We start from the raw sequence: 23,880 nt of genomic DNA, 5'->3' as shown, positions 1-23,880 counted from the left end.
CTTTAGTCTCGCGAGCGATCCAGGAGTGCTAACCAGAGACGCCGATGACCATTGGGAGCGCTGTAAAACAACAAATCAATGAGTAGTTTGAGCGCCAAGTGACTTAAGGCATCCGGTGAGACCTTTTCTGCCTCATCCATCCGCTCTTGGTAAGTATTATTGAAGGCATCCAGATAATCTCCCAATAAAGCAGTGGTGTGGGGTTCACGATTTTGCTCTGCCATCTGTTCTAAGAGGGCAACAGCACGGCGGATGAGTTCATGATGCTCTCTTGCCAGATAGCAAATAATTAGCACCAGCGATCGCGCTTCTTCCACATCGAGTTTTTTCCGTCCTCCCGAACTTTTACGCAGGGGATTAGACTGACGTAGCCGCCATAAACTGACTCGATCTGCCACCAACGATTCTAAATTTAGCTCCGCTGCTGCTTGCAGCATTGCCTCCGAACCAATGCCTGCCAAGACCTCTAGTGCTAGGAGCACCAGATCTAGCTGAGCTTTGATATTGTCCAACTGCCTTGGGTCTGGCGATTGACCTAGAGGCAAATCCTTCCACTGGGGAGACGGTGTCGGTGTATTCGCTGTAGAGCGCATAACTTTAGGGTATAAAACCAAATCAATTGCGGCGCTTGTGTTGCCAGTCTTGAAACAGGACTGTGAAATTTTTCAGTCAGGTTCCCGTTTGTCAGCAGTCAGTTATCCGTTGTTTGTTGAAATTCCTCATCTATAGTCAAAAGTTTTCAATTGACAGTATTTATAACTCAGAATTCAAAACTCAGAACTTTACTTAATGTAAGCAATTGTGACACCTGTGCCGCCTTCTTTTTGCTCGGCTAGCTCGAAGCGGTCAATCAGGGGATGCCGGGAGAGGAATTCATGGACACCCTCGCGGAGCTTTCCGGTACCTTTACCGTGAATAATCCACAGGACGCCTGATGCTGTTGCTTGGGAAATGGCTTGTTCTAGATCAAACTCAGCGTCAGCAACGCGCTTACCTCGGATATCAATGGTGTTGTTAGAGGTGCGTATAGCTGGGGCGGGAGGGGGAGATGGCGCGGCAGTTGCCGGGGCAGGTTTGGGTTGTTTTACAGGGATATCGGCTTTTTGACCGTCCAAGGATTCGATATCCGCTAGCGTTACAGGCATTTTCATGATGCCGAAGCGCACCGTGAGCTTGCCGTCTTCATCGGGGTCGCTCAAGACTTCTGCGGTTTGACCTAAGCGAGGAATTCGCACGCGATCGCCTACTTTCGGTCTAAAGCCGGGTTTTGGTTTGGGAGTTTTCGCCGTCCGCCGTTGATGCTCGGCAATCTCATTAATCGCGTCAGTCGCTCGTTGGGCATTTTGTGCCAAGAGTGGCCCTTGCTGAAGCTGGCGAATCACCTTAGCGATTTCTGCTCTCGCGGCGGCGATCGCTTCTTGTACTGCCCGTTCCTGAGACAGCTTCAACTCTTGCTCCCGCGCCTGCAAATTAGAGGCTTTTTCTGATACCTCCCGATGCAAACGCTCGGTTTGTTGCAGCAGTTGACTGGCTTCTTGGGCTTTGGTTTCTTGCCGCTTCCGCTCTCGCTCCAATCCAGCGATCGCTTGGTTGACATCTTCGGAAGCTCCTCCTAAACGCTGTTGAGCCTGCTCCACAACCTCTGAGTTCAAACCCAGTCGTCGGGCAATGGTTAAGGCATTCGAGCGTCCGGGAATTCCCCAAAGCAAGCGGTAAGTCGGTGAGAGGCTAACATCATCAAACTCCACCGAGGCATTCTCAAAGCGCTCGTCTTCGTATTTCAGGGCTTTAAGTTCGCCGTAGTGAGTACTAGCAACCGTTAGTTGCGCCGTGTCTGCCAAGTGTCCTAAGAGCGCGATCGCCAACGCACTTCCTTCTGCTGGATCAGTTCCTGCTCCCACCTCATCAAGTAGGACAAGTGCTGAGTGCTGAGTGCTGAGTCCTGAGTTTTTTGGAGAGTGTACTGCTACGTCTTCGCTAAATTCTTGAGAAATAGCGTCGGAGGTATCTGCGGCCTTCTGGGGACTAATAACATTAAGAATACGACTAATGCGGCGTATATGACCAGAAAACGTCGATAAGCTCTGCTCTAGCGACTGTTCATCCCCAATATCCGCCAAAACCTCCTCAAACCAGGGCAACTCCACTGGCTCTCGTGCGGGGATAAATAACCCCACCTTCGCCATCAGGGCGGCTAGTCCCAGGGTCTTCAGGGTGACTGTCTTCCCCCCAGTATTCGGCCCGGTAATCGCTACAACGCGAGTTTGGGGCTGGATCTGCACGTCAATAGGGACGACAGGAGTGCCTTGTTCGTGCTGCTGCTGCCATACCAAAAGAGGGTGACGCAGTTGACGCAGGGTAATAGTTTCCCCAGCATCGCGGTCAATAAATCGGGGAGGATTGGCTTCTAACCATAGGCTATAACGTGCCCTAGCTGTCGCTAAATCTAGCGTTGTGGCAATGGCAAGTAATTCCTCCAAATCCGGCTTGACTGCTGCCACTTGCTCGGTAAGGGCACGGAGGATGGCTTCTTCTTCTACTTGTTCTTGTCGCCGTTGTTGACGTAGTTGATTGCCTAAGCCGACGATCGCATTCGGCTCAATATAAAGGGTCGCTCCCGTGCTGGAGGAGTCGTGGACAATACCACGAATCGCATCTTTTTGCGGTGCCTTAACGGGAATCACGAAGCGATCGCCTCGTTGCGTAATCACTTGCTGCTGCACGGCATTTGCTTGGCGCTGCAAAATTCCCTGAAGAATTTGGTGGATGCGATCACGGGTGGACTTTACCTGCATCCGAATTTCCCCTAACTTCGCACTCGCCCGGTCTGCTACTTCACCCCGCTCATCAATGCAGCGGTGAATTTCCTGCTCTAGTTCGGGATAAGTGCGGACATCAGCGACTAGCTCGGTAAGTACCGGGACATCTTCTTGATCGTCAATCATCCGCCGCAGTCGCCGGACACCAAAAAGCGTTGTCGCTATGCTTAAGAGTTCGTCTCCTGAAAGTAGTCCCTGAAGTTCTGCACGCTCCAAAGACTCCCCAATATCCTGAATACCCTCAAAAGGCAACCCAGATATCAGCTTAAGTTCCAGTTCGTATACTTCTTTAGTCTGTGCCAAGAGTTGCAGAGTTGCCTCTTGGGTTTTAGATGGATAGAGATTACGAGCCGCAACGGCTCCCAACTTCGTAGCGGCAAATGTCGCCAAATGAGTCCGCAGGCGCGACCATTCCAGTAGTTCTAAAGTCTCAGATTGAATCAAGTTCAAACATCAAAGCTTACCCTGATCTTATTATCAGGTAGTTTCCTTAATGAAGGGAGTAGGAATAACCGAAGGCTGCCAGTCATGTAGACAAACCCCAGTCCTGACCTCCTGTGATGTCGCCTAGCGATCGCCTTATCCCTAATGTTATGTATTCCTCAACTCAGTTGAGGTAGCGCCTGCGGACTCAATATGGCGTTAGAGGTAGTCGATGCTTTAAAAGAACTGCAAACGACCCAACCGTCTTCTTCCCAGGGTTCTAGAGGCATAACTGAAAACTCAGCTATTGCCTCAATTTGAGACGTCACCTCAACCTCTAGCTCCGCAAACATTGAGTTGAGAGCTTGGCGATCGCGATCAGTTAGAGGTAGGGGAGCGGCGTAATTGCTAGCCGATTTCATCAGAGTTTCTCCAAGAAACCTCGTCCCTCTTCAGGGCGGGGTAGTTGAATGTAGTGATTAGAAAACAGTTACGTATTGTTACAAATTATTACTGACTCGGACATTATACCTCTGTCGATTTGGATAGATACATGAGCTTTTAGTTAGATCTATAGGGAGATAAAGGGAAGTAGGAAGAGTCAGGGGTACAGCAAAGTGCTGAGTCGGTGAGCTGAAGATGCAACCAGTATGCTGGCTTTGGGGAATTAAGACTGTTCTCACCTATACTGCAACGGCTATATATACCCTTGGCGATGGGTGGGCGGGATGAAATTAATTATGAGAAGTGGTGACTGACCCAGTAAGAACTCAAACTCTGCTCTAATTTCCCGACTTTTCAGAAATCAGTAGTTGGACGGTTGTGGTTTAACAACAAATCACAACGGGACGATCTCGCGATCGCATCTACCCATGCTGTTTGACCTCGCCAACTTACCCTATTGGATTTTCCTGGGGATGGGAGTCCTACTGTTTTTGTTAGTGATTGTTTCCGGTGGGGGAGACGACGATTTAGACCTAGATGTTGATGCTGATGTTGATGTGGATGCCGACATTGGCGACAACTTTTTTGAGGTAGATACAGACACCGATGCCGACTTCAGTATTGGGCAGATTCTGGGGTGGTTGGGGATCGGGAAAGCCCCCCTAATTTTGTTGCTAGCGACTGACTTTAGCCTCATAGGAGTGATTGGCTGGATGTTGAATGTCGCCTTCAGTAGCTTCACAGGTAACTTTCCCAGGGGTTTGCTAGCGGTCGCAATTTCTGTCTTATCTGTCTTTATTAGCTTATTTATCGGTAGCCTGATTGCCCGACCACTAGGGAAAATTTTTGCATCTTTTGGAGAAGATGCCAGTGGCGATCGCCTAATTGGCTGCCACGGTACTGTTGGTTCCGTCTCAATTCCCCTAGAAAATCAAGGCAAAATCGGTCAAGTTGATGTCCTTGATCCTGCCCGTAATCTTGTCACAATTCATGCCACATTACCCGATTGGGCAAGCGTGATTCCTGGACGGGGAACTCAAGTCTTGGTGATCGATCGACAACCTCACAGTTATCTCGTCATTGCCAAAGAAAGTTCCGATGAAGCGAAGTGGTTATCCAATCCTTCTCGAACTAAAGATTTCAGTTAGTTACTTTCTCAACTCTTTGAACAATACATTCCCTAGTCTTTAATCCCCAAGCGTGGGTTAGCCGTTGCTTGACCTAACTCAACGCCGGATTAAGGAAAAATTGGCAAAAGACCTGAGCCGTGTTTATGTAATTTATATCCTGGTCATACCATGTCACAAACCACTAATTCTTCAACGATTCAATCTGTACCCACACAGGTATCTCTCGCTCAGATTAGCCCCGGTATTCTCTTTTTCCCTGGTGTAATTGGGGCACTAGTTGTCTTGTTGATATTAAGTATCTTGGCGTACACAAGAGTTTATACAATTACGCCAAATAACGAAGCCTTTGTCAGAACAGGCGGCATTTTTGTTAAAGAGAAAAAAGTCATTCTCTACGGGGGCTGCATTGTCCTGCCGGGATTTCATGAACTGACTCGCGTTCCTTTACGAGAACTCTCGATTGACGTAGAACGCACCGGAAAACTAGCGGTTCGCACTCAAGATTACCTCCGCGCCAATATGCGGGTAACCTTTTATGTCTGCATTAGTCCCGATGAACAAGATGTGTTGACCGCAGCAGCAAGACTTTCTCGTCAAGGGAAAATTTCTAGCGAAGACATTAAAGAAGCTCTGGAAAAACGGGCAGATGATGCCATTCGGGCAGCGGCAAAGAAAAAGAGTCTAGCGGAAATTGACTCCGATAAACTGGGGTTTGCCGATGAAGTTTTGAACTTGATTCAGCAAGACTTGAAGAAAGTTGGTTTAACCCTTAACAATATCGCGATATCTGAAATTGAAGAAAGCGATACTTACGATACCAATAACTTTTTTGATGCTCAAGGCGTGCGCTTGAGAACTGAAACCATTCAACGCTCGATTCAGCAAAAAAGAGAAGTTGAACTGAGTACGCAAGTGACGATTGAGCAAAAAGAACTGGATGCTCAAAAGCAATCTTTGCGAATCGCCCAAGAAACAGAAAGTGCCAGACTTGCTCAACAACTAGAAATTGAAGCCCTGACGGCTCAAAGAGAGCGAGAAATTCAAGCAGCAAAAGACACAGAGGCAGCAACAATTCGGCGGACAAAGATTTTGCAGGAAAAGTCCGTTGAAGAAGAAGAAATTCGCAGAAAACTGGCAATTCAACAAAGTCAAATTGAAGCGGATATTGATCTGGAAGAACGCAATAAAACGCTGAAAGTAACCCAGGCGTTACAGAAACAAGAAGCAGAAATCGCCGAAATTGTGCGTCAGCAAAAGGTAGATACGGGTAAGCTACAAGCGCAAGTGCAGATAGCAGATTCGGAACGACTGGCACGACTGGCACAAGAAGACATGGCGATCGCTGTTGCTAACAAAAAACGCGATAGCTTCCTGGCTGATGCCGCAAAAGCCAAAGCCGAGGCTTCTGTCACCACCGCCACTAGGATTGAGGAAGCCGAACGGGGAAAACGTCTTTCTCTGATTGCGGCGGAACAAGAGGCACAAGAACGGAGTATCAGCGATCGCAACGTTGTGGAAATTGATGTCTTCCGCCGCAAGCGTCAAGCGGAAATTGCCCAGCAAGCCGCCGAACTGGAAGCCGAAGCGATTCGTACCCTAGCAGAAGCCAACCGAGACAAAGCCTTAGCCGAAGCGCAAGGTCAACGGGCATTAGTTGAAACAGAAAACGCCCTCAGCGACTCAAAACTGAGTGCCAAGATTATTACCACCATTTGGCCAGAGTTGGCAGATAAACTACCAGAAATTGTCAAAGCCTTGGCTCCTCAGCCGGGAGTGCTGGGGGATGCACGGATTTACGCCTTCCCCGGTGGCAATGGCAGTAATGGCAATGGCAATGGCAATGGTATCGGTGATATTAACAAAATGCTGCTTTCCACCAGTGGCTTATCGATGATCAACACCTTCCTGGAGGACGGAAAGCTCGGCTCTTTGATCGGTCAGGTTAGTCAGCTAGTTCGCAGCAACGGCACAATTCCTACAGACGCGATCGCTAGCACCCTCAACCCAGAACCACCCGCAAGTAAAACATCCCCAACCATACCGGAAACACCACAAGCACTGATATCCATGAAGAAGCCGATGGCTCCTCCCTCCACCACAACGCCTACCGGAACAACCGAACAATCCCCGCCTTCCTAAAGACGATTCAACATTAATTAGAGACGTTCCGCCGGAACGTCTCTACAAACTAAATCTACATTTATCTGCCCTGAAGGATGGGCTAATAATTCCCCAAATCCAATTTTCGGATTGGCTCTTAATCCGATGTTCGCTCCGATTTGATACGCTATCACAAAACAGTGTTGGGAACGGGTACAAGCGTGGATATTCAAATTGGGCGAGGTAAAACAGCTCGCAGAGCTTACGGAATCGATGAAATTGCCCTGTGTCCAGGAACCAGGACACTAGACCCCAGTTTGGCGGATACTCGCTGGCGCATTGGTGGTATTGAGCGGGAAATTCCGATCATTGCTAGTGCCATGGATGGGGTAGTCGATATCCGGATGGCGGTTTTGTTGTCTGAGTTAGGGGCAATGGGTGTCTTGAACTTAGAAGGCATCCAAACCCGCTATGCTGACCCAGAACCGATTTTAGACCGTATTGCTTCTGTAGGCACTTCAGAATTCGTCGCTTTGATGCAGGAGCTGTATGCCGAGCCGATCAAGCCGGAGTTGATCGAAAAGCAGATACGCCAAATCAAAGATCGAGGTGGCATTGCGGCAGTCAGTGCTACTCCGGTTGGAGCGAGTCGATTTGGTGAAGCTGTTGCCTCGGCGGGTGCCGACATATTCTTTGTGCAGGGAACGGTTGTCTCTACGGCACACCTCTCACCAGAGTCAGTGACGCCTCTGGATTTGGCACAGTTTTGTCAAGACATGCCAATGCCCGTGGTGTTGGGGAACTGCGTCACCTACGAAGTTAGCCTCAACTTGATGAAGGCGGGAGCTGCCGCCGTGTTGGTGGGGATTGGCCCCGGTGCGGCTTGTACCTCCCGTGGAGTCTTGGGTGTAGGCGTCCCTCAAGCGACAGCGATCGCGGATTGTGCGGCGGCTCGCGATGACTATCACCGCGAAACAGGTAACTATGTCCCGGTGATCGCTGATGGCGGCTTGATTACGGGTGGTGACATCTGTAAGTGCATTGCCTGCGGTGCCGATGGGGTGATGATTGGTTCTCCCTTTGCCAGAGCAGCAGAAGCTCCTGGGCGGGGTTATCACTGGGGCATGGCAACCCCTAGTCCTGTACTGCCAAGGGGGACGCGGATTCGTGTCGGCACCACTGGCACCTGTGAGCAAATTCTCCGGGGCCCGGCAGGATTGGATGATGGTACCCACAACCTCTTGGGCGCTCTGAAAACCAGCATGGGCACTTTGGGGGCGAAAAATCTCAAAGAAATGCAGCAAGTGGAAGTGGTGATTGCGCCTTCTTTGCTAACAGAGGGTAAGGTTTACCAAAAAGCCCAGCAGTTAGGTATGGGTAAGTAGCCCAACTTGTTGCCCTTGACTAAGGTAAATCTGGAGGGGCAAGTGGAAGTGGCGATCGCCATTGATAGGAGAAAATTGTTACTTTTATCCACTCCCCAGTTCTCCCTCTGACAGTTTTCGCACTAATCCTTGGGTATAAATTTGCGGTCGTTAAAAAAATTATCCTGACAGCCCCTAGGAACCCTCGAAAACTTAAAGCTGTCGCCTACAATAGAGAAAGCCACAATGAAAATTGTGGTTCACTCCTCACACCACACTCCGCCCGGACTATGTTCGGGCGGTTCCTTTTGTTTTCTTAAGTTTTGCAGGGGCAACGCCGAACCTACAACCGAAAACGGGAAATTTATGTCTAAATGTATAGGTTTTGCGGTCGAGAACGTCTGTTTTCACTATGGTAAAATTGCGTGTAATTAACTTAGAAATAATACATCCAAGGATTTCCAGGCATGTCAGCAGCCGTACAAGTTACAGATTCCAGTTTTAAACAAGACGTACTTGAAAGTGAGATTCCCGTCCTAGTTGACTTTTGGGCTCCCTGGTGTGGTCCCTGCCGGATGGTAGCACCAGTTGTAGATGAAATCGCCCAACAGTATGACGGTCAGGTGAAAGTTGTCAAACTCAACACCGACGAAAACCCCAACGTGGCTAGCCAATATGGCATCCGCAGTATTCCGACTTTAATGATTTTTAAAGGCGGTCAACGGGTTGATATGGTAGTGGGTGCGGTTCCCAAAACCACCTTGGCAAATACCCTTGAAAAGTATTTATAACTTTCAGCCCTAAAAAGTAGTTTGGATAAAAACGGCGTGCGCTGTGTACGCTGATACCGATTAGATAACTTGCAAAAGTCGATGCAAGTTGTAGCGTACATATGGGAAAGCCTGGACATCTGTTCGCTAGTTGCATTAGTTAGCGCCGCCTGATTAATGTTGCCCTGATTTGTACTAAAAAGAAGAGCGCCTAAGCATGGTCGTGCTTAGGCGCTTTTTTGTGGCGATCGCTACTGGATAGAAACGCAAAAATGTCTCAAAGGCTACAAATGGTCACCGGGGGGGTATGGTTCTCGATAGAATAGAATGCCGTCAGCGATCGCTCTTTTATGAATATTTCTCAGCCTTCCTCTACCAATGAATCCGTTGAAAAAGACTTGACTGCACTGATTAACCAGTTGCCAACTTTGGAACATGGTAAATGGATTCAAAGGGCATTGGCAGTGCTGATCCGGCTAGCTGGGGAAGATATAGAGCGTCTGGACTGGAAAATCTTAACCACTTCCTTAGAAGATATGGAGCGGGGTTTTCAAGTTTTTCACCCCTACAGGCATACCCGCAAAGTCACAATTTTTGGTTCAGCCCGCATTACCACCGAAAGCCCAGAATACCGTTTAGCTGCCGATTTTGCGCGTTACGTGAGCCAGCAAGGTTTCATGGTGATGACAGGTGCGGGGGGTGGCATCATGCAAGCGGGAAATGAAGGCGCGGGTGCAGAAAAATCTTTTGGTTTGAATATCCGCTTGCCCTTTGAGCAGGGTGCCAATCCCTTTATTGAAGACGATCCCAAGCTCATCGACTTCAAATACTTCTTTACCCGGAAGCTATTTTTCCTCAGAGAAAGCGATGCGATCGCGCTTTTTCCCGGTGGCTTTGGTACCCAGGATGAAACCTTCGAGTGCCTAACCCTATGCCAAACAGGTCGCTCTGGCCCAATCCCAGTCGTTTTAATCGACCGTCCTGGAGGTACCTACTGGCAAGATTGGGATGCTTACATTCGCAAAAATTTAATCGCTGGCGGCTTGATTAGCCCTAGCGACCCTAACCTCTACACCATTACCGACAATCTAGATGTCGCCTACGAAGCGATTAACAGCTTCTACCGGGTCTATCACTCCAGTCGCTATGTTGGCGATCTCTTTGTCATGCGGCTGAAGTCACAACTGTCCGACGAACAAGTTGAGCAACTCAACGTCGAATTTAGCGACATTTTGGTGAAAGGGAAAATCGAAAAAAGTCAGGCACTGCCCAAAGAAGCCAAAGATGAAACCGCAGAATTACCGCGCTTAGTACTGTACTTCAATCAACGAGACTTAGGGCGATTGTATGAACTGATTGCCACCATCAACGAAATGGCGGCAACCGCGCCAGAAGCTGCCCACCCAGAGAAGAAGTAGGGTAAAGGGAGTCCTGAGTCCTGAGTCGGTGAGTCCTGAGTCGGGGAGAAAGTATGAAGTATGAAGTATGAAAGGTAAGAGGTAAGAGGTTCTCCCCTGCTCCTCTGCTCCCCTGCCCCCTGCACCCCCACCCCCCTGCTCCTCCTAACTGGCAGTTACCCAGTTAACGAGAGTACGAACTCCAAAGCCGGTGGCTCCGGCATTGTTGCAGCCGCTTTCTTTGTCTGCCCAAACTGGGCCTGCAATATCTAGGTGTGCCCAAGGTGTTTCTTGAACAAACTGCTTCAGGAAGAGGGCAGCCGTGATCGAACCGCCAGCACGGGGGCCGGTATTCTTCATATCCGCAATCGGGGACTTCAATCCCTCGAAGTACTTCTCTTCCATTGGCAGTTGCCAGAATTTTTCGCCAGCCTCTTCAGCGGCGGTTTTGAGTTGAGCAGCTAGAGCCTCATCGGTTGACCACAGCCCGGCGATATCATTCCCTAAGGCAACGATACAAGCTCCTGTGAGGGTTGCTAGATCGACGATCGCGTCCACTCCCAGTTTTTCAGCAAATACTAGCGCATCGGCTAGTGTCAGGCGTCCTTCAGCATCGGTGTTATTGACTTCAATAGTCTTGCCGTTAGAAGCGGTGAGAATGTCGCCGGGGCGCATTGCCTTGCCGCTAATCATGTTCTCGGTGGCAGCGCTGATGAAGTGAACCTCGACATCGGGTTTCAATTGCCCAATTGCCTTGGCTGCGCCTAAGGTGGCAGCACCGCCACCCATATCCATCTTCATCGTCTCGATACCGCTACCTGCGCCTTTGATATTCAAGCCGCCAGAGTCAAAGGTTAAACCTTTGCCAATAATGGCTAACTTGCGGCGGGGAGTCCCCTCCGGTTTGTAGGTGAGGTGGATAAATTTGGGGGGTAGATCCGAGGCTTGGGCAACAGCTAAAAACGCACCCATTCCTAGCTTTTCACAGTCTTCCTGTTCGAGAATTTCTAGCGCTAAACCGTGTTCTGAGGCGATCGCCTCAGCAGTTTCTGCCATTTTCATTGGGGTGAGGGAGTTGGGTGGGGCAGAGACTAATTCCCGTGCCAGAATCACGCCATCGCCAATCTGTTTAGCACGGGTAATTGCGCTGTCTTGACTCCCCAGCCCAATTAAATCAAGGCGTTCGAGTTTCGCCGCTTTCTCTTCTGGTTCTGACTTAAAGCGATTGTCCTGGTGCAGGGCAAGCAGGATTCCTTCGGTAATTGCCTGAGCTGTGAGAGCCGGATCGTTCGCCGCGATCGCTAAACTAATACCCAACGTTTTAACGCGTTCTTTTTTCGCGATCCTAGCGATCGCGGCGGCAATATTTCGCAGACTATCCAACGTCAAGGCGTCAGACTGACCCAGTCCCACCAAGATGATTTTACGAATCGGGCTATTTGCCCCCACCCGCGTCACGGCACTGCTGCCGGATTTGCCATCAAATTCTGTTTCGCCAATTAATTCTTTTAGGGTACCTGCCAGCTTTTCATCTAAGGCTGGCAAATCACCGTTCAACTCAACGGCATTTTCAAATAATCCAATCGCGAGGGCATCTCCACTCCACTCTAAAATTGGTGTCTCAGTCGCTCGAATTTCCATTCCTAATCTTCATTATTCTTTAACTACCTGTAAACCAGTATTGCTCAAAACTCTAAGGGCAGTGCCGTTAGTCCTAAGTCTGGAAAAAATTAAGAACAAACCCCTCACACCAGCGCAAAAATGCTAAAGTCTCAGGGAATCTACACAGAGACTTGCGAGTTCGGATTAATGCTAAAAGGACGAACAAACAAAATTCCTGTGGCAGTAGGAACAGGAGTATTGGTCTGCGCGCTACTTGGCTCTTCACTGTTAACACTGAAGATGACAGGGCTACTAGACCGCTGGACGGGTAACGAACAAACCGCCACTCCACTGCAACCCACAGAAATAGCACCACCATCGGCAGTGCTGCCCCTGGTATCGCTGCCACCTCAGCAACGGGCGGCACGCCTTGCAGAAATTGCCTCAGTAGATAAATCTTTAGACCGCGCCCGCGCCCGTTATCTTTTAGCAACAGATTTAATTCGACAACAGCAAGGGGAAAAAGCGCTCGTATGGCTGGAAGGGCTGGAGTCCGATTACCCCGTGCTTGCCCCTCACATAGCCATGAAACGCGCTCAAGCCTACGAAGTGATGGGTGATAGCGCCAAGGCGCAGAGTGCCTGGAAAGAGCTGCTAAAGAACTATTCCGACCAACCTGTAGCAGCAGAAGCACTGTATGTTTTGGGTAAGTCGAATCCGGAATACTGGAATCAGGCGATCGCCCAATTTCCCAGTCATCCCCGTACCCACGAGATTGTTCGCCAACGTTTAAAGGAAAATCCTCAGCAGTCGCAATTGCTCCTCCTCCTGGCAAAACACGACCCCCTTACCAAGGGCATGGGCGGTGTTCGCGATCGCTTAGTCTCTCAGCATGGCGCAGGACTAACCCCAGAAGCTTGGGAAGCCGTTGCCTTTGGCTACTGGGAAACGCGGGAATATGGCAAAGCCGGGGATGCCTATGCCAAAGCCCCCCCAACTCCCAAAAATATCTACCGGGCTGGGCGGGGGCGTCACCTTGGAGATCAACGCACAAGCGCCAAAGTCGCTTACCAACATCTGATTAAAACGTTTCCAACGGCGAAAGAAAGCGGATTGGCATTGAGACGCCTTGCGAGCCTCTCAAAGTCCAATGAAGCGATCGTCTATCTTGATCAGGCAATTAGCAATTTTCCTGAGGAAGCCCCGGAAGCTTTGCTAGCTAAAGCTGATATTTTGGAAGCTTTAGGGAGTTCAAAATCTGCGACTCAAGCCCGTCAATCCGTGTTGACTCAGTACGCCAGTTCTAATGCCGCCGCTAATTATCGTTGGAAAGCGGCACAGCGACTAGCCGCAACAGGAGATTGGCAAGCCGCATGGCAATGGGCAGCCCCAATTGCCAAGCAAAGCCCAGAAAGTGATTTGGCTCCCGAAGCCGCATTTTGGGCAGGGAGATGGGCAAATCAGCTGGGTCGTCAACAGGAAGCACGGGAAATGTTTGAGCATGTGCTTACCCATTACCCAGAGTCCTACTATGCTTGGCGTTCCGCTGCCTTTTTGGGGTGGAATGTTGGTGACTTTACTACAGTACGGCAGCTAGAGCCTCAGGTGATTCGCCCGCCAGTGCGATCGCTTCCTCGCGCTGGTTCCGCCTCCCTCAAAGAACTCTATCAACTCGGACAAGACCAGGATGCCTGGAGGCTTTGGCAGGCGGAATTTACAAACCTGAAAGAGCCAACGGTTGATGAGCAGTTTACCGATGGGCTAATGCAACTAGCGGTTGGGAAACATCTGATTGGAATTGACAAAGTTTGGAATCTGAACCAGCGAGAAACTCCCGAAGAGCGATCGCAATGGCTGGCTCTCCGCCAAGACCCTGCTTACTGGCACGCTTTGTTTCCTTTCCCCTTCTTAGAGCCAATTGTTAATTGGTCTGCTCAACGGCAACTCAATCCCTTACTCGTTACAGCACTGATCCGCCAAGAATCGCGCTTTGAGCCAGAAATTGGCTCAATTGCGGGTGCCACGGGTCTGATGCAGGTAATGCCGGGAACAGGAAGTTGGATTGCTGAAAAAATTCAACTCCAGCAATACAACCTAAAAAACCCCAACGATAACGTCAAGATGGGTACCTGGTATCTAGACTTTACCCACCAAGAGTACAACAACAACTCTCTGCTAGCCGTGGCTAGCTACAATGCTGGGCCAGGTAATGTTTCTAAGTGGGTAACCAAATACGGCTTAAGTGACCCAGACACGTTTATCGAAGCCATTCCCTTTCCCGAAACCAAGGGATATGTAGAATCCGTATTTTCCAACTACTGGAATTATCTGCGGCTCTACAACCCTGAAGTTGCTCAAATCGTTTCTCAGTATACAAGTCGCAAGTCCACTGTCCTTTTGCCTTAATTTCCCTTTTTTCTGCTGTCATGGGGGATTCTTTCCCCCTCATAGCTGTAGGTTTTTCACATTTAAGATTGTTTAGGGCAGGAGAGCAGGGGAGGATACCAACGCTAACCTGTTGACCCAGATACAATAGTCAACGAACTGCATTAATTTCTAACTGATGATGCCTTCAGACGTAGAAACTGCCCGCCAATCTGACTCAGACACAACGGAAGACTCGTCTTTTGATGAGCTGCCCTATGATGTCGAAATGTCCCTGTTCGACCATCTTGAAGAGTTACGACAGCGACTTTTTTACTCGCTAATTGCGGCAGCCGTTGGGATAGTTGGCTGTTTTTTCTTTGTTAGACCCATCGTTCAGTTGCTGGAAGTCCCCGCGCAGGGAGTAAAATTTCTACAACTGGCTCCAGGAGAATACTTTTTTGTTTCACTAAAAGTTGCTGGATACAGTGGATTACTCCTTTCTAGCCCTTTTATCCTTTATCAAATTATTCAGTTCGTTTTACCCGGACTCACACGCCGCGAACGACGCTTAATTGCCCCTATAGTTTTAGGGTCAACGGTTCTATTTTTTGTTGGCTTAGCATTTGCTTATATCGCCTTAATTCCTGCTGCGTTGAACTTCTTCATTAGCTATGGAGCAGATGTTGTCGAGCAGTTGTGGTCAATTGATAAATACTTTGAGTTTGTCTTGCTGTTAATGTTCAGCACGGGTTTAGCCTTTCAAATCCCGATTATTCAGCTTTTACTAGGCTATTTGGAAGTTGTCTCTTCTCAGCAAATGTTGTCAGGTTGGCGTATCGTTGTTTTAGGTTCAACAGTGGTAGGAGCCGTACTAACTCCCTCGACAGACCCCCTTACCCAAAGCCTCCTCGCAGGTGCCGTTCTCGCCCTTTACTTCGGCGGAATTGGCATGGTTAAACTTGTAGGGCGGTAACTTGAGTTGAATTCCTAAGAGGCTTAAATAACAACATCTGCTCGAAGAGGCGTAATTAAAAGATGGAAAAAATTACGTTCAGTGATTTCGAGAAGGTTGAAATTCGCGTTGGCAAAGTCATTCAAGTCGAAGATTTCCCTAAAGCACGCAAACCCGCTTACAAACTTTGGATCGATTTTGGTAATTTAGGGATCAAAAAATCTAGCGCTCAAATTACTAACCTCTACGAAAAATCAGCTCTAAAAGAGCAATTAGTTTTGGCGGTTACAAACTTTCCACCTCGTCAAATTGCCGATTTTATATCGGAAGTTCTTGTCTTGGGTGTAGTAGAAGATGAAGGCGAGTGTATAGCCTTGCTTCAACCCGACAGAGATGTTCCTTTGGGTAAAAGAATTTTTTAACAATCACGAATAACTAAAGCAACCATTCTGATGCTCGCTCACCTAGTTCTAGAGGAAAGCTTACCGCTTTACCCAATCTCGGACGTTCGCGGGTTTTTTCAATAAAGTCTTGTACCTGCAACGTTCCGCCCCAAGCATGAAGATAACTGGTGACTGTGTTGAGATGCTCTATATACTCTGCTTCTGAGAGTGGAAAAGATGCTTGCTCTAAGTATTTCCACATCACTTGCAGGAAGATTTTACCCTGAGTACGCCGGATCTGGATGTCATAAGAGTAGCCCCACTTATTGAGCAGGAGTTGGCGCAAGTCCTGTCCCGTCATAGTCTTTCTTTATTTAATTTAAATTTACATTTTGTTACAAATGTGACGCTTCTTGACTTCATGATACGGTGTAAAAGAATGTAATAATACCCTAAGCGCAAGCTGTAAATCCTTCTCCTGAAGGGCTTGTGGCATCCCTGCTGACAATTGAAATCGCTCTACATTGAAAAAGCAGGGATTAAAAAAGTCTGGGAATTTCTCCCAAGTAGTTAAAAAAAATATACCCTCAGGCGTTCAGTTATGGCTCAAGTTTCCGGTTCTGCTGACGTTCCCGATATGGGGCGTCGTCAATTCATGAATCTCTTGACATTTGGAACAATTACGGGCACTGCATTAGGAGCGCTCTATCCAGTTGTCAAGTATTTCGTCCCTCCTTCCACTGGTGGTGCTGGTGGTGGTGTTACAGCCAAAGATGCTTTAGGCAACAACATCGTCGTCAGCGATTTTTTGGCGAATCACAATGCTGGCGATCGCACTCTCGCTCAAGGTTTAAAGGGTGACCCTACCTACATTGTGGTGAAAGAGGATGAATCGATTGCCAACTACGGAATCAACGCGGTTTGCACTCACCTAGGTTGTGTTGTTCCCTGGAATAACAGCGAAAACAAGTTCATGTGTCCTTGTCATGGTTCTCAGTATGACAGCACTGGTAAAGTGGTACGCGGGCCCGCTCCTCTATCTCTAGCACTGGTGCACGCCACGGTGACAGAAGACGATAATATTGCCTTCACTCCTTGGACTGAGCAAGACTTCCGCACCCAGGAAGATCCCTGGTGGACTTAAATCAAACGATTAGGGACTAAGCAAAGTTTTGAGTTTTGAGAAATTGCCTCAAAGACATTTCTGACTTAAAACTCATCCATCTAATGGACTTATAACCCCATCCCCCAATTCCCCAATTCCCCAATTCCTTTTCGAGTTTTGAGTTTTTGCTTAAAGATGAGAACACCCTCTGTATCGGTGATGCGTAACTTCCTTGGCAAGCGGATCATCAGTAAAACTATCGCGCTTGTTCTGGCGACCATCGCCTTTTTCTTCACCAGTGACCTTGCCGTTCCTCAATCGGCTGCGGCTTATCCCTTCTGGGCACAGCAAACTGCTCCAGAAACTCCTCGCGAACCAACAGGACGAATTGTTTGTGCCAACTGTCACCTAGCCGCAAAAGCGGCTGAGTTGGAAATTCCTCAGTCAGTTTTGCCAGACTCCGTATTTAAAGCTGTTGTCAAAATTCCCTACGACCTGAATACACAGCAAGTCTTAGGTGATGGCTCTAAAGGTGGACTGAATGTCGGTGCTGTCGTAATGCTGCCCGAAGGCTTTAAGATTGCCCCTGAAGACCGAATTCCAGAAGAGATGAAGGAAGAAGTCGGAGGAGTATACTTCCAACCCTACAGCGAAGACCAGGAAAACTGGCTCATTGTCGGCCCGCTACCAGGCGAGCAGTACCAAGAAATTGTTTTCCCTGTTCTTTCTCCTAACCCCGATACGACTAAGGGTCTCTACTACGGCAAGTATGCTGTTCATGTCGGTGCTAACCGTGGGCGCGGTCAGGTTTATCCTGCCGGGAACAAGAGCAATAACACTGTCTACAACGCTCCTCAAGACGGACAAATCACTCAAATTTCCAAGCAGGAAGATGGTGGCTATGAAGTGACCATTCAAACAGCGAACGCTCAGACTGTCTCTGAGACCATTCCTACTGGGCCAGAACTGATTGTCTCCGAAGGACAAACTGTGGTGGCTGGTGAAGCCTTGACGAACAATCCTAATGTCGGTGGATTTGGTCAGGTAGATGCGGAAGTGGTCTTGCAAAACCCTGCCCGGATTAAGTGGCTGATGGTTTTCTTAGCGGCAATTGGTTTGTCTCAAACCCTGCTCGTGCTGAAGAAGAAGCAAATTGAAAAGGTACAAGCTGCCGAAATGAACTTCTAATTTTGCCTCACACACGGCTAATTAGTTTAGGGACAGGTATAATGCCTGTCCTTTTTTTTGTCAGATGCAGACAGCCTTTCAGCAGGGGAGATGGGGAGAAAATTGCTAAGAGCGATCGCCTCCTCCTAAAGGCACATATATTCCGTAATTGTCAACCCTTCTTAATCTTTCATCAAAGCTTCATTAGGGTGTTGTAGATTCTTCTTCATCCCTTTACCTAACCCCTTGATTCCGTCTGTATCGTCGTAAGAAGAACAGTCAATCCTTAGCTAAGAAGCAACGCAAGACGCGCCTAGCCGCACACCTTACTAACGCTTCTTCAGTACAGACTTATGACATTGACACAAGATAAAAGCAGTACACCCAACCTAGCAAGCGTCTCCCTCCATAGCTTGCCTTCTGAGCCGCCACAAAGGCTAAAGAGACGTTTAGACTTACTGCAACCTATCCGCCACTGGCTCGATCGAGTAGAGATTGACGACGCGCAGTTTGCTCGCTTTCTTTCCCAGGTAATTCCGGCTCAATGCCCTTTCGAGCGCGACATCAAACTCTTCGGTCGTCTCATCGCTCACATTCCCCCATTGTGTAAACTTAACCCGTTCTACGATCAGTTAGTCAGTCTGCGCTTTCGCGCCCTGTGTTATCTAGTCGATCGATGTGGTGAAGATATCCAGTCCTACATCTCCTAACGACAAGCCTTAGTCTGCGTAGGCGGGCTAAGTTTTTTGTAGCCCCAGGCTTGAGCCTGCGACGATAAGTATAGAATTTGGGTTAAAACACTAACAATCCTGGAAACTTGATGTAGTGGCATCATCACCAAGTTTCCAGGATTGTCAAAATTAGTTGAATTGAAGCGAAAATTTAGAACAAAGCTGTCACAGTTTACTCGGCTGTTGCCAGTTCTGTCCCACCCCGACGACGGCGGCGTGTCAGTGTATTGAACAGAATTTGTCCAATTGCCATAACTAAATTGCCTTCGAGTTCTTGGTACATTTTCATGTTCATACCAAAGGCATTATTGGCTTCCTCGACAATCCGCTCGGCGGTTTCCTCGTCAACAGGTAGGTCGTTCAAGGTTTGCCGATAGTTGGTTTTGAATTCCTTCTCATCAGCAATGTCTTCAAATTCGTAGAAGGCTATACCTTCTCCTTCATTTAAATTCATACCTCGTTGAGCCATCCCTTTGAGAATCTGCCCTCCCGATAAATCACCTAGGTAGCGAGTGTAGGAATGGGCAACTAGCAATTCGGGATTAGCAGCAGAAATTTCCCGCAGGCGATTGACGTAAGCTTCTCCAGCAGGTGAGAGCGAGATTTGATCGCGCCAGTTGGAACCGTAGTAGAAGGACAAATCCTGCTCAATGCTGGGCTTGCGATGCAGCTGAGGAAAGTCGATTTTTGAGATGATCGGATGCCCGTGATGGCGTGCCAACTCTTCTTCCATCGCTGAATAGACAAAGTAGAGATTAGCGACAAACTTCCGATAAGAGTTTTTCTCAACAACTCCTTTTAAGAAGCATTTGACGAACCCAACGTTTTCCGCCATTGTGTGAGCTTTTTTGGTGCCCTCACGTAACTTGGTGGCTAAGTTTACGCTCATACTAAATTTTCTGTCCTTAAAGTTGACAAGGCAGGCGCATCAGCCTTTACGAAAAGACTAAACTGCCTAAAGGCTTAGGATAGTCTGATTTACTGAGAGATTTTATTAAGAATGTTTACTAATGCACTATTGACTCCTCAGATCCCCGACTTCTCTAAGAAGTCGGGGATCTCGCCTTCACGAATCAAAATCCCGCCTGTATCTAATGTTGTTTAATCGTCAATATTATGTCTTCTAAAACTGCCCTGTAAAACAAAATACGGTTAGGGAAACTACACCTAACCGTACTTAAATCAATTTCTATCTTTGGCGCAAATTTTTGTTAGCTTTGGCGCGAACTGACGATTTTTAGATATCCAAGTCCATTAGATCCAGTTTTGAACCATAGGTTTCGATGAATTCACGACGAGGAGCAACGCGATCGCCCATGAGTATAGTAAAGATGCGATCAGCTTCTGCTGCGTCTTCAATCTCCACCCGTTTAAGCGTCCGGCTTTGGGGGTTCATTGTGGTTTCCCATAACTGGGTGGGCATCATTTCACCCAAACCTTTGAAACGCTGGATGGTGTAGTTGGCGTTTGCCGGGAACTCATTTTGAACCAAGTTTGTGAGTTCGCGCTCGCTGTAGCAATAGTAATGATTGCGTCCGCGCTCTACTTTATATAAAGGTGGGCAAGCAATATAAATGTAGCCCTGATCGACAAGCGATCGCTGATAGCGATAGAAGAACGTCAACAACAGCGTGCGGATGTGCGCCCCATCAACGTCAGCGTCCGTCATAATCACGATGCGGTGATAGCGTAGTTGCGTGGAGTCAAACTCATCTCCCCTAATCCCCAAGCCAAGTGCTGTAATCAACGCCTGAATTTCTGCGTTCTTATAAATCTTGGCGTCGTCGGTTTTCTCAATGTTGAGAATCTTACCGCGCAGGGGCAAAATCGCTTGGAATTGTCTGTCTCTTCCTTGCTTTGCACTCCCACCAGCGGAATCTCCTTCCACGATAAAGATCTCTGATTCGGCGGGGTCTCTTGAACTGCAATCTGCCAACTTACCTGGTAACGGAGACGATTCCAGCACCGACTTGCGACGCACCAAATCTCTGGCTCTCCGTGCTGCTTCCGCTGCTCGAAAGGCTTGAATGGCTTTGTCGAGAATCGCATCAGCAACGGCGGTATTGAACCCCAGGTACTCCGTCAAAACCTCACCGATCAAAGAGTCCACAATTCCCCGGACTTCGGTGTTACCCAGCTTGGTTTTGGTTTGCCCTTCAAATTCTGGATCGGGAACTTTGACGGAAATCACGGCAGTTAAGCCTTCGCGGATATTTTCACCCCCCAAGTTGGGTTCGTTATCTTTGAGCTTGTTTCGCTTGCGGGCAAAGGTGTTCATTGTCCGCGTCAAAACAGCTTTTAGCCCTTCTAGGTGTGTCCCTCCATCAATGGTGCGGATATTATTGGCAAAGCCCAGCAAATTATCCGTAAACGCATCAGTACACCATTGCAACGCCGCTTCTACCTGCACACCGTTGCGCTCTCCAGAGACATAAATAATCTCCTCATGCAACGGTTGCTTGTCTCGGTTCATGTAGGCGACGTATTCTTTGATGCCGCCATTGTAGTGATAGGTTTCTACCCGTGGTTCGTTATTTTTGAGTAACTCTAAGCGCAAATCGCTAAAGGTAATCCTGACACCAGCATTCAAGTACGCCAACTCACGAATGCGTCCTGTCAGCGTTGTGTAGTCAAACTCAATACCCGTAGTGATGAAGATTTGGGTATCAGGTTTGAAGGAGACAGATGTGCCTGTACGGGGAACCTTTAGGGGTTTAACTTGCAGCTCTGTAACAGGAATGCCTCGCTCAAAGCGTTGGATGTGTTCTTGTTTATCCCGCCACACCGTCACCTCTACCCATTCTGATAGAGCATTGACGACGGAAATACCCACACCGTGTAATCCTCCAGAAACCTTGTAACCTCCACCGCCAAACTTTCCTCCGGCGTGCAGAACAGTCATGACGGTTTCTAGTGCCGACTTGCCTGTTGTGGGGTGGATGTCGATAGGAATGCCTCTACCATCGTCAGTGACGGTAACAGAACCATCGGCATTCAGATCTACTTCGATGTGGCTGCAATGTCCTGCTAATGCCTCATCAACAGAGTTATCTATTACCTCGTAAACTAGATGATGAAGTCCCCGTGGCCCTGTAGAGCCGATATACATTCCAGGACGCTTGCGGACGGGTTCTAGACCTTCCAGTACTTGGATTTGATCGGCACTATAACTGCTAGTCATGAAAGGAATTCTCCGAATATAAGCTTAGAGCCAATAGTTGACTCTCCAAGGGGAAAACACTCATAAATTCTAACACAAAAGGGTTGTAGGCTGCCCTAGGGCATTCTTATGAGCAGTTTAATGAGGGGATGAACCCAGGGGTATTTCGGGGCGCTTAGGCTAGGGAGAGCGGTAGACAAGGATGAAGTGTGAAGGATGACGCGGGACAAGAGGGACGAAAGACTTCTGATTGTGGTTTGCGGTGCGACGGCGACGGGGAAGTCGGGGCTAGCTTTGGTGTTGGCACAACGGCTAGGTGCGACTATTTTGAGTGCAGATTCGCGGCAGGTGTATCGGGAGTTTGACATTGGCACTGCCAAGCCAACGGTGGCTGAACAACAGTTGGTACCGCACTATTTAATAGATATCTGTCAACCAACAGAGACGATGACATTGGCAGATTATCAGCAGCGATCGCAAACCTTGATTACCCAGTTTCATCAACAGGGAATAACTCCCCTACTAGTTGGTGGTACGGGTTTATACATTCGTTCGGTGACTAGGGGCTTGAAAATTCCGAGAGTCGCACCTCAAGCTGAGTTGCGATCGCAGCTAGCTTCTCTGACTCAAACCTACATTTACGCCTGCTTGCAACAGGTTGATCCCGTCGCTGCTCAGAAAATTCACCCGAATGACAAAGTGCGGACATTACGGGCATTAGAAGTATTTTATGTCACCGGAAAGCCAATTTCAGAGCAGCAAGGCGAAAATCCACCCAACTATCCCATTCTGCAAATCGGCTTAGATTGTGAACCTTCCCACCTCACCCACCGCATCGGGCAACGTACCGCACAAATGATCGCGGCGGGGTTTGTAGAAGAAGTAGAGTTTCTCTGTAAAAAATATGGTACAGATTTACCTTTGCTCAATACCTTAGGTTATCAAGAAGTGAAGCAATATCTAAACGGAGAAATTTCCTTATCGGAAGCTAAAGAATTAACCGTTTTGCACACTCGCCAATTTGCCAAACGTCAGCGCACCTGGTTTAAAGCCGTTCCAGAAATTGACTGGTTTGACGTGCAGCAACCGGATTTATTAGAGAAAGTTTGGCAGCGAGTGCAGGAGTTTATAAACATTGCCTAGAGACGCTTCATTGAACAGTTCTACAGAGAATCTGGATCTATGCCCATTGCCCGCAACCGCTCTGCTAGTTGTTGAGCGCGTTGTTCAGATTGTTCTGCGCGTTGCCGTTGCTGTTCCTTTTCTAGACGTTCCTGTAATGCCTGTTCATCTCCAGTCAGCAGAACATTTCCCTCTCTGTCGCACCAACGCAGCCAGACATCCTGCCTCCCTTCAAATTCTCCTTCCCACAGAGTCAAACCCAGCCCAACTTGTTCTAACCAGGTTTCTGAATCAAAGTAGCGCATTCCTCTAAGTTCATAGAGACGTAATACTGATTCTCCTAATTGTTGAGTAGGGTCATATACGATGTAGTAGCTCACTCGCATTTGTTCGTAAATTCTCAGTTTATTCCCCAGTTCATCACCTACTTTATTGGAGACAATTTCAATCGCAACTTCTGGAGGTTTGCCAAATTTCCAGACGAAGTAAGAGCGATTTTTCTTTTCCCACCAGTTATCAGGTACTTGAACATTCAGGCTGAGAAAAACATCCGGCACGATCGCAGGTTGATGGGCTGTATGGAAGATGCCGACATTAGCTTCGGCTAAAAAAGTCCGCTCTTGCCAAGAACTGTAAAGACAGCTTACTAAAAGGCGTTGTTGCTTGGCAGAGGCGAAATTATCCACAGGCGTGTCGTCTTCGGTAATTAGATTATCGGCATCTGGTACGAAGTAATCTTCAGCGAGCAAAATTGGCTCAACCATGAGTTTATTCCTTGTTGCTTGCAGGTACTATCCATAGCTTAATTATTGAATGAGCAGGAGGGCGATCGCATAACCTCCCA

General features: G+C 48.3%; 20 protein-coding genes. 12 read left to right on the top strand and 8 right to left on the bottom strand.

The window, feature by feature from the left end:
* Positions 1-2: 2 nt before the first annotated feature.
* The 3 genes from AC5JR3_RS00285 to AC5JR3_RS00275 form a co-directional block, all read right to left on the bottom strand.
* Positions 3-593, bottom strand: a complete 591-nt coding sequence (locus AC5JR3_RS00285; protein ID WP_495841870.1) for a DUF3038 domain-containing protein — start codon at positions 591-593, stop codon at positions 3-5.
* A 189-nt stretch (positions 594-782) separates the two neighbouring features.
* Positions 783-3,263, bottom strand: coding sequence for an endonuclease MutS2 (locus AC5JR3_RS00280; RefSeq protein ID WP_495841868.1), 2,481 nt, complete (start codon positions 3,261-3,263; stop codon positions 783-785).
* A gap of 158 nt (positions 3,264-3,421) precedes the next feature.
* A complete protein-coding gene (locus tag AC5JR3_RS00275; protein WP_495841866.1) occupies positions 3,422-3,664 on the bottom strand; it encodes a hypothetical protein in 243 nt (80 codons plus the stop codon).
* Positions 3,665-4,114: 450 nt separating this feature from the next.
* Between AC5JR3_RS00275 and AC5JR3_RS00270 the strand changes: the two genes are divergently transcribed.
* The 5 genes from AC5JR3_RS00270 (at position 4,115) to AC5JR3_RS00250 (ending at position 10,468) form a co-directional block, all read left to right on the top strand.
* A complete protein-coding gene (locus tag AC5JR3_RS00270; RefSeq protein WP_495841864.1) occupies positions 4,115-4,834 on the top strand; it encodes a DUF1449 domain-containing protein in 720 nt (239 codons plus the stop codon).
* A gap of 150 nt (positions 4,835-4,984) precedes the next feature.
* Entirely contained in the window at positions 4,985-6,955 is a 1,971-nt protein-coding gene (locus tag AC5JR3_RS00265; RefSeq protein WP_495841861.1) for a flotillin family protein, read from the top strand.
* 182 nt (positions 6,956-7,137) lie between these two features.
* Complete coding sequence (locus tag AC5JR3_RS00260; RefSeq protein ID WP_495841859.1) at positions 7,138-8,301, top strand: GuaB3 family IMP dehydrogenase-related protein; 1,164 nt, start codon at positions 7,138-7,140, stop codon at positions 8,299-8,301.
* Positions 8,302-8,747: 446 nt separating this feature from the next.
* Positions 8,748-9,071, top strand: a complete 324-nt coding sequence (gene trxA, locus AC5JR3_RS00255; RefSeq protein ID WP_495841857.1) for a thioredoxin — start codon at positions 8,748-8,750, stop codon at positions 9,069-9,071.
* Positions 9,072-9,400: 329 nt separating this feature from the next.
* Complete coding sequence (locus AC5JR3_RS00250; protein ID WP_495841856.1) at positions 9,401-10,468, top strand: LOG family protein; 1,068 nt, start codon at positions 9,401-9,403, stop codon at positions 10,466-10,468.
* A 144-nt stretch (positions 10,469-10,612) separates the two neighbouring features.
* Here the strand turns inward: AC5JR3_RS00250 and AC5JR3_RS00245 are convergent, their stop codons facing one another.
* Complete coding sequence (locus AC5JR3_RS00245) at positions 10,613-12,088, bottom strand: leucyl aminopeptidase (protein WP_495841854.1); 1,476 nt, start codon at positions 12,086-12,088, stop codon at positions 10,613-10,615.
* Between the two features lie 168 nt (positions 12,089-12,256).
* Here AC5JR3_RS00245 and AC5JR3_RS00240 point away from each other — a divergent pair, with 168 nt between their 5' ends.
* The 3 genes from AC5JR3_RS00240 to AC5JR3_RS00230 all read left to right on the top strand — a co-directional run bounded on the left by AC5JR3_RS00240 (position 12,257) and on the right by AC5JR3_RS00230 (position 15,790).
* Complete coding sequence (locus AC5JR3_RS00240; protein ID WP_495841852.1) at positions 12,257-14,455, top strand: lytic transglycosylase domain-containing protein; 2,199 nt, start codon at positions 12,257-12,259, stop codon at positions 14,453-14,455.
* A 157-nt stretch (positions 14,456-14,612) separates the two neighbouring features.
* Positions 14,613-15,389: a twin-arginine translocase subunit TatC gene (gene tatC, locus AC5JR3_RS00235; protein WP_495841850.1), complete on the top strand. Its 777-nt coding sequence runs from the start codon at positions 14,613-14,615 to the stop codon at positions 15,387-15,389.
* A gap of 62 nt (positions 15,390-15,451) precedes the next feature.
* Positions 15,452-15,790 (top strand): tRNA-binding protein, encoded by a 339-nt coding sequence (locus tag AC5JR3_RS00230; protein WP_495841848.1) that lies wholly within the window; start codon positions 15,452-15,454, stop codon positions 15,788-15,790.
* A gap of 13 nt (positions 15,791-15,803) precedes the next feature.
* Here the strand turns inward: AC5JR3_RS00230 and AC5JR3_RS00225 are convergent, their stop codons facing one another.
* The gene (locus tag AC5JR3_RS00225; RefSeq protein WP_495841846.1) at positions 15,804-16,112 is read right to left on the bottom strand and encodes a DUF3067 family protein; all 309 of its coding nucleotides are present in this window, start codon (positions 16,110-16,112) and stop codon (positions 15,804-15,806) included.
* 240 nt (positions 16,113-16,352) lie between these two features.
* On the opposite strand from AC5JR3_RS00225, the gene petC reads away from it, so the two are divergent.
* The 3 genes from petC to AC5JR3_RS00210 all read left to right on the top strand — a co-directional run bounded on the left by petC (position 16,353) and on the right by AC5JR3_RS00210 (position 18,733).
* On the top strand, positions 16,353-16,895 hold the full coding sequence (gene petC / locus AC5JR3_RS00220; protein WP_495841844.1) for a cytochrome b6-f complex iron-sulfur subunit: 543 nt from the start codon (positions 16,353-16,355) through the stop codon (positions 16,893-16,895).
* 156 nt (positions 16,896-17,051) lie between these two features.
* Positions 17,052-18,044 (top strand): cytochrome f, encoded by a 993-nt coding sequence (gene petA / locus AC5JR3_RS00215; RefSeq protein ID WP_495841842.1) that lies wholly within the window; start codon positions 17,052-17,054, stop codon positions 18,042-18,044.
* A 332-nt stretch (positions 18,045-18,376) separates the two neighbouring features.
* Positions 18,377-18,733 carry a Mo-dependent nitrogenase C-terminal domain-containing protein gene (locus tag AC5JR3_RS00210; RefSeq protein WP_495841840.1) on the top strand — a complete coding sequence of 119 codons (357 nt, stop codon included), beginning with the start codon at positions 18,377-18,379 and terminating at the stop codon, positions 18,731-18,733.
* Between the two features lie 193 nt (positions 18,734-18,926).
* On the opposite strand, the gene AC5JR3_RS00205 is transcribed toward AC5JR3_RS00210, so the two are convergent.
* Both AC5JR3_RS00205 and gyrB read right to left on the bottom strand, forming a co-directional pair.
* Complete coding sequence (locus AC5JR3_RS00205; RefSeq protein ID WP_495841838.1) at positions 18,927-19,643, bottom strand: biliverdin-producing heme oxygenase; 717 nt, start codon at positions 19,641-19,643, stop codon at positions 18,927-18,929.
* A 348-nt stretch (positions 19,644-19,991) separates the two neighbouring features.
* Entirely contained in the window at positions 19,992-21,935 is a 1,944-nt protein-coding gene (gene gyrB / locus AC5JR3_RS00200; protein ID WP_495841836.1) for a DNA topoisomerase (ATP-hydrolyzing) subunit B, read from the bottom strand.
* Positions 21,936-22,130: 195 nt separating this feature from the next.
* On the opposite strand from gyrB, the gene miaA reads away from it, so the two are divergent.
* The gene (miaA, locus tag AC5JR3_RS00195; protein WP_495841834.1) at positions 22,131-23,057 is read left to right on the top strand and encodes a tRNA (adenosine(37)-N6)-dimethylallyltransferase MiaA; all 927 of its coding nucleotides are present in this window, start codon (positions 22,131-22,133) and stop codon (positions 23,055-23,057) included.
* Between the two features lie 20 nt (positions 23,058-23,077).
* Here the strand turns inward: miaA and AC5JR3_RS00190 are convergent, their stop codons facing one another.
* Positions 23,078-23,800, bottom strand: a complete 723-nt coding sequence (locus AC5JR3_RS00190) for a Uma2 family endonuclease (protein ID WP_495841832.1) — start codon at positions 23,798-23,800, stop codon at positions 23,078-23,080.
* Between the last annotated feature and the right edge of the window lie 80 nt (positions 23,801-23,880).

Source organism: Kastovskya adunca (genome assembly GCF_059505785.1).
This window is presented reverse-complemented; position numbering and strand designations above follow the sequence as displayed.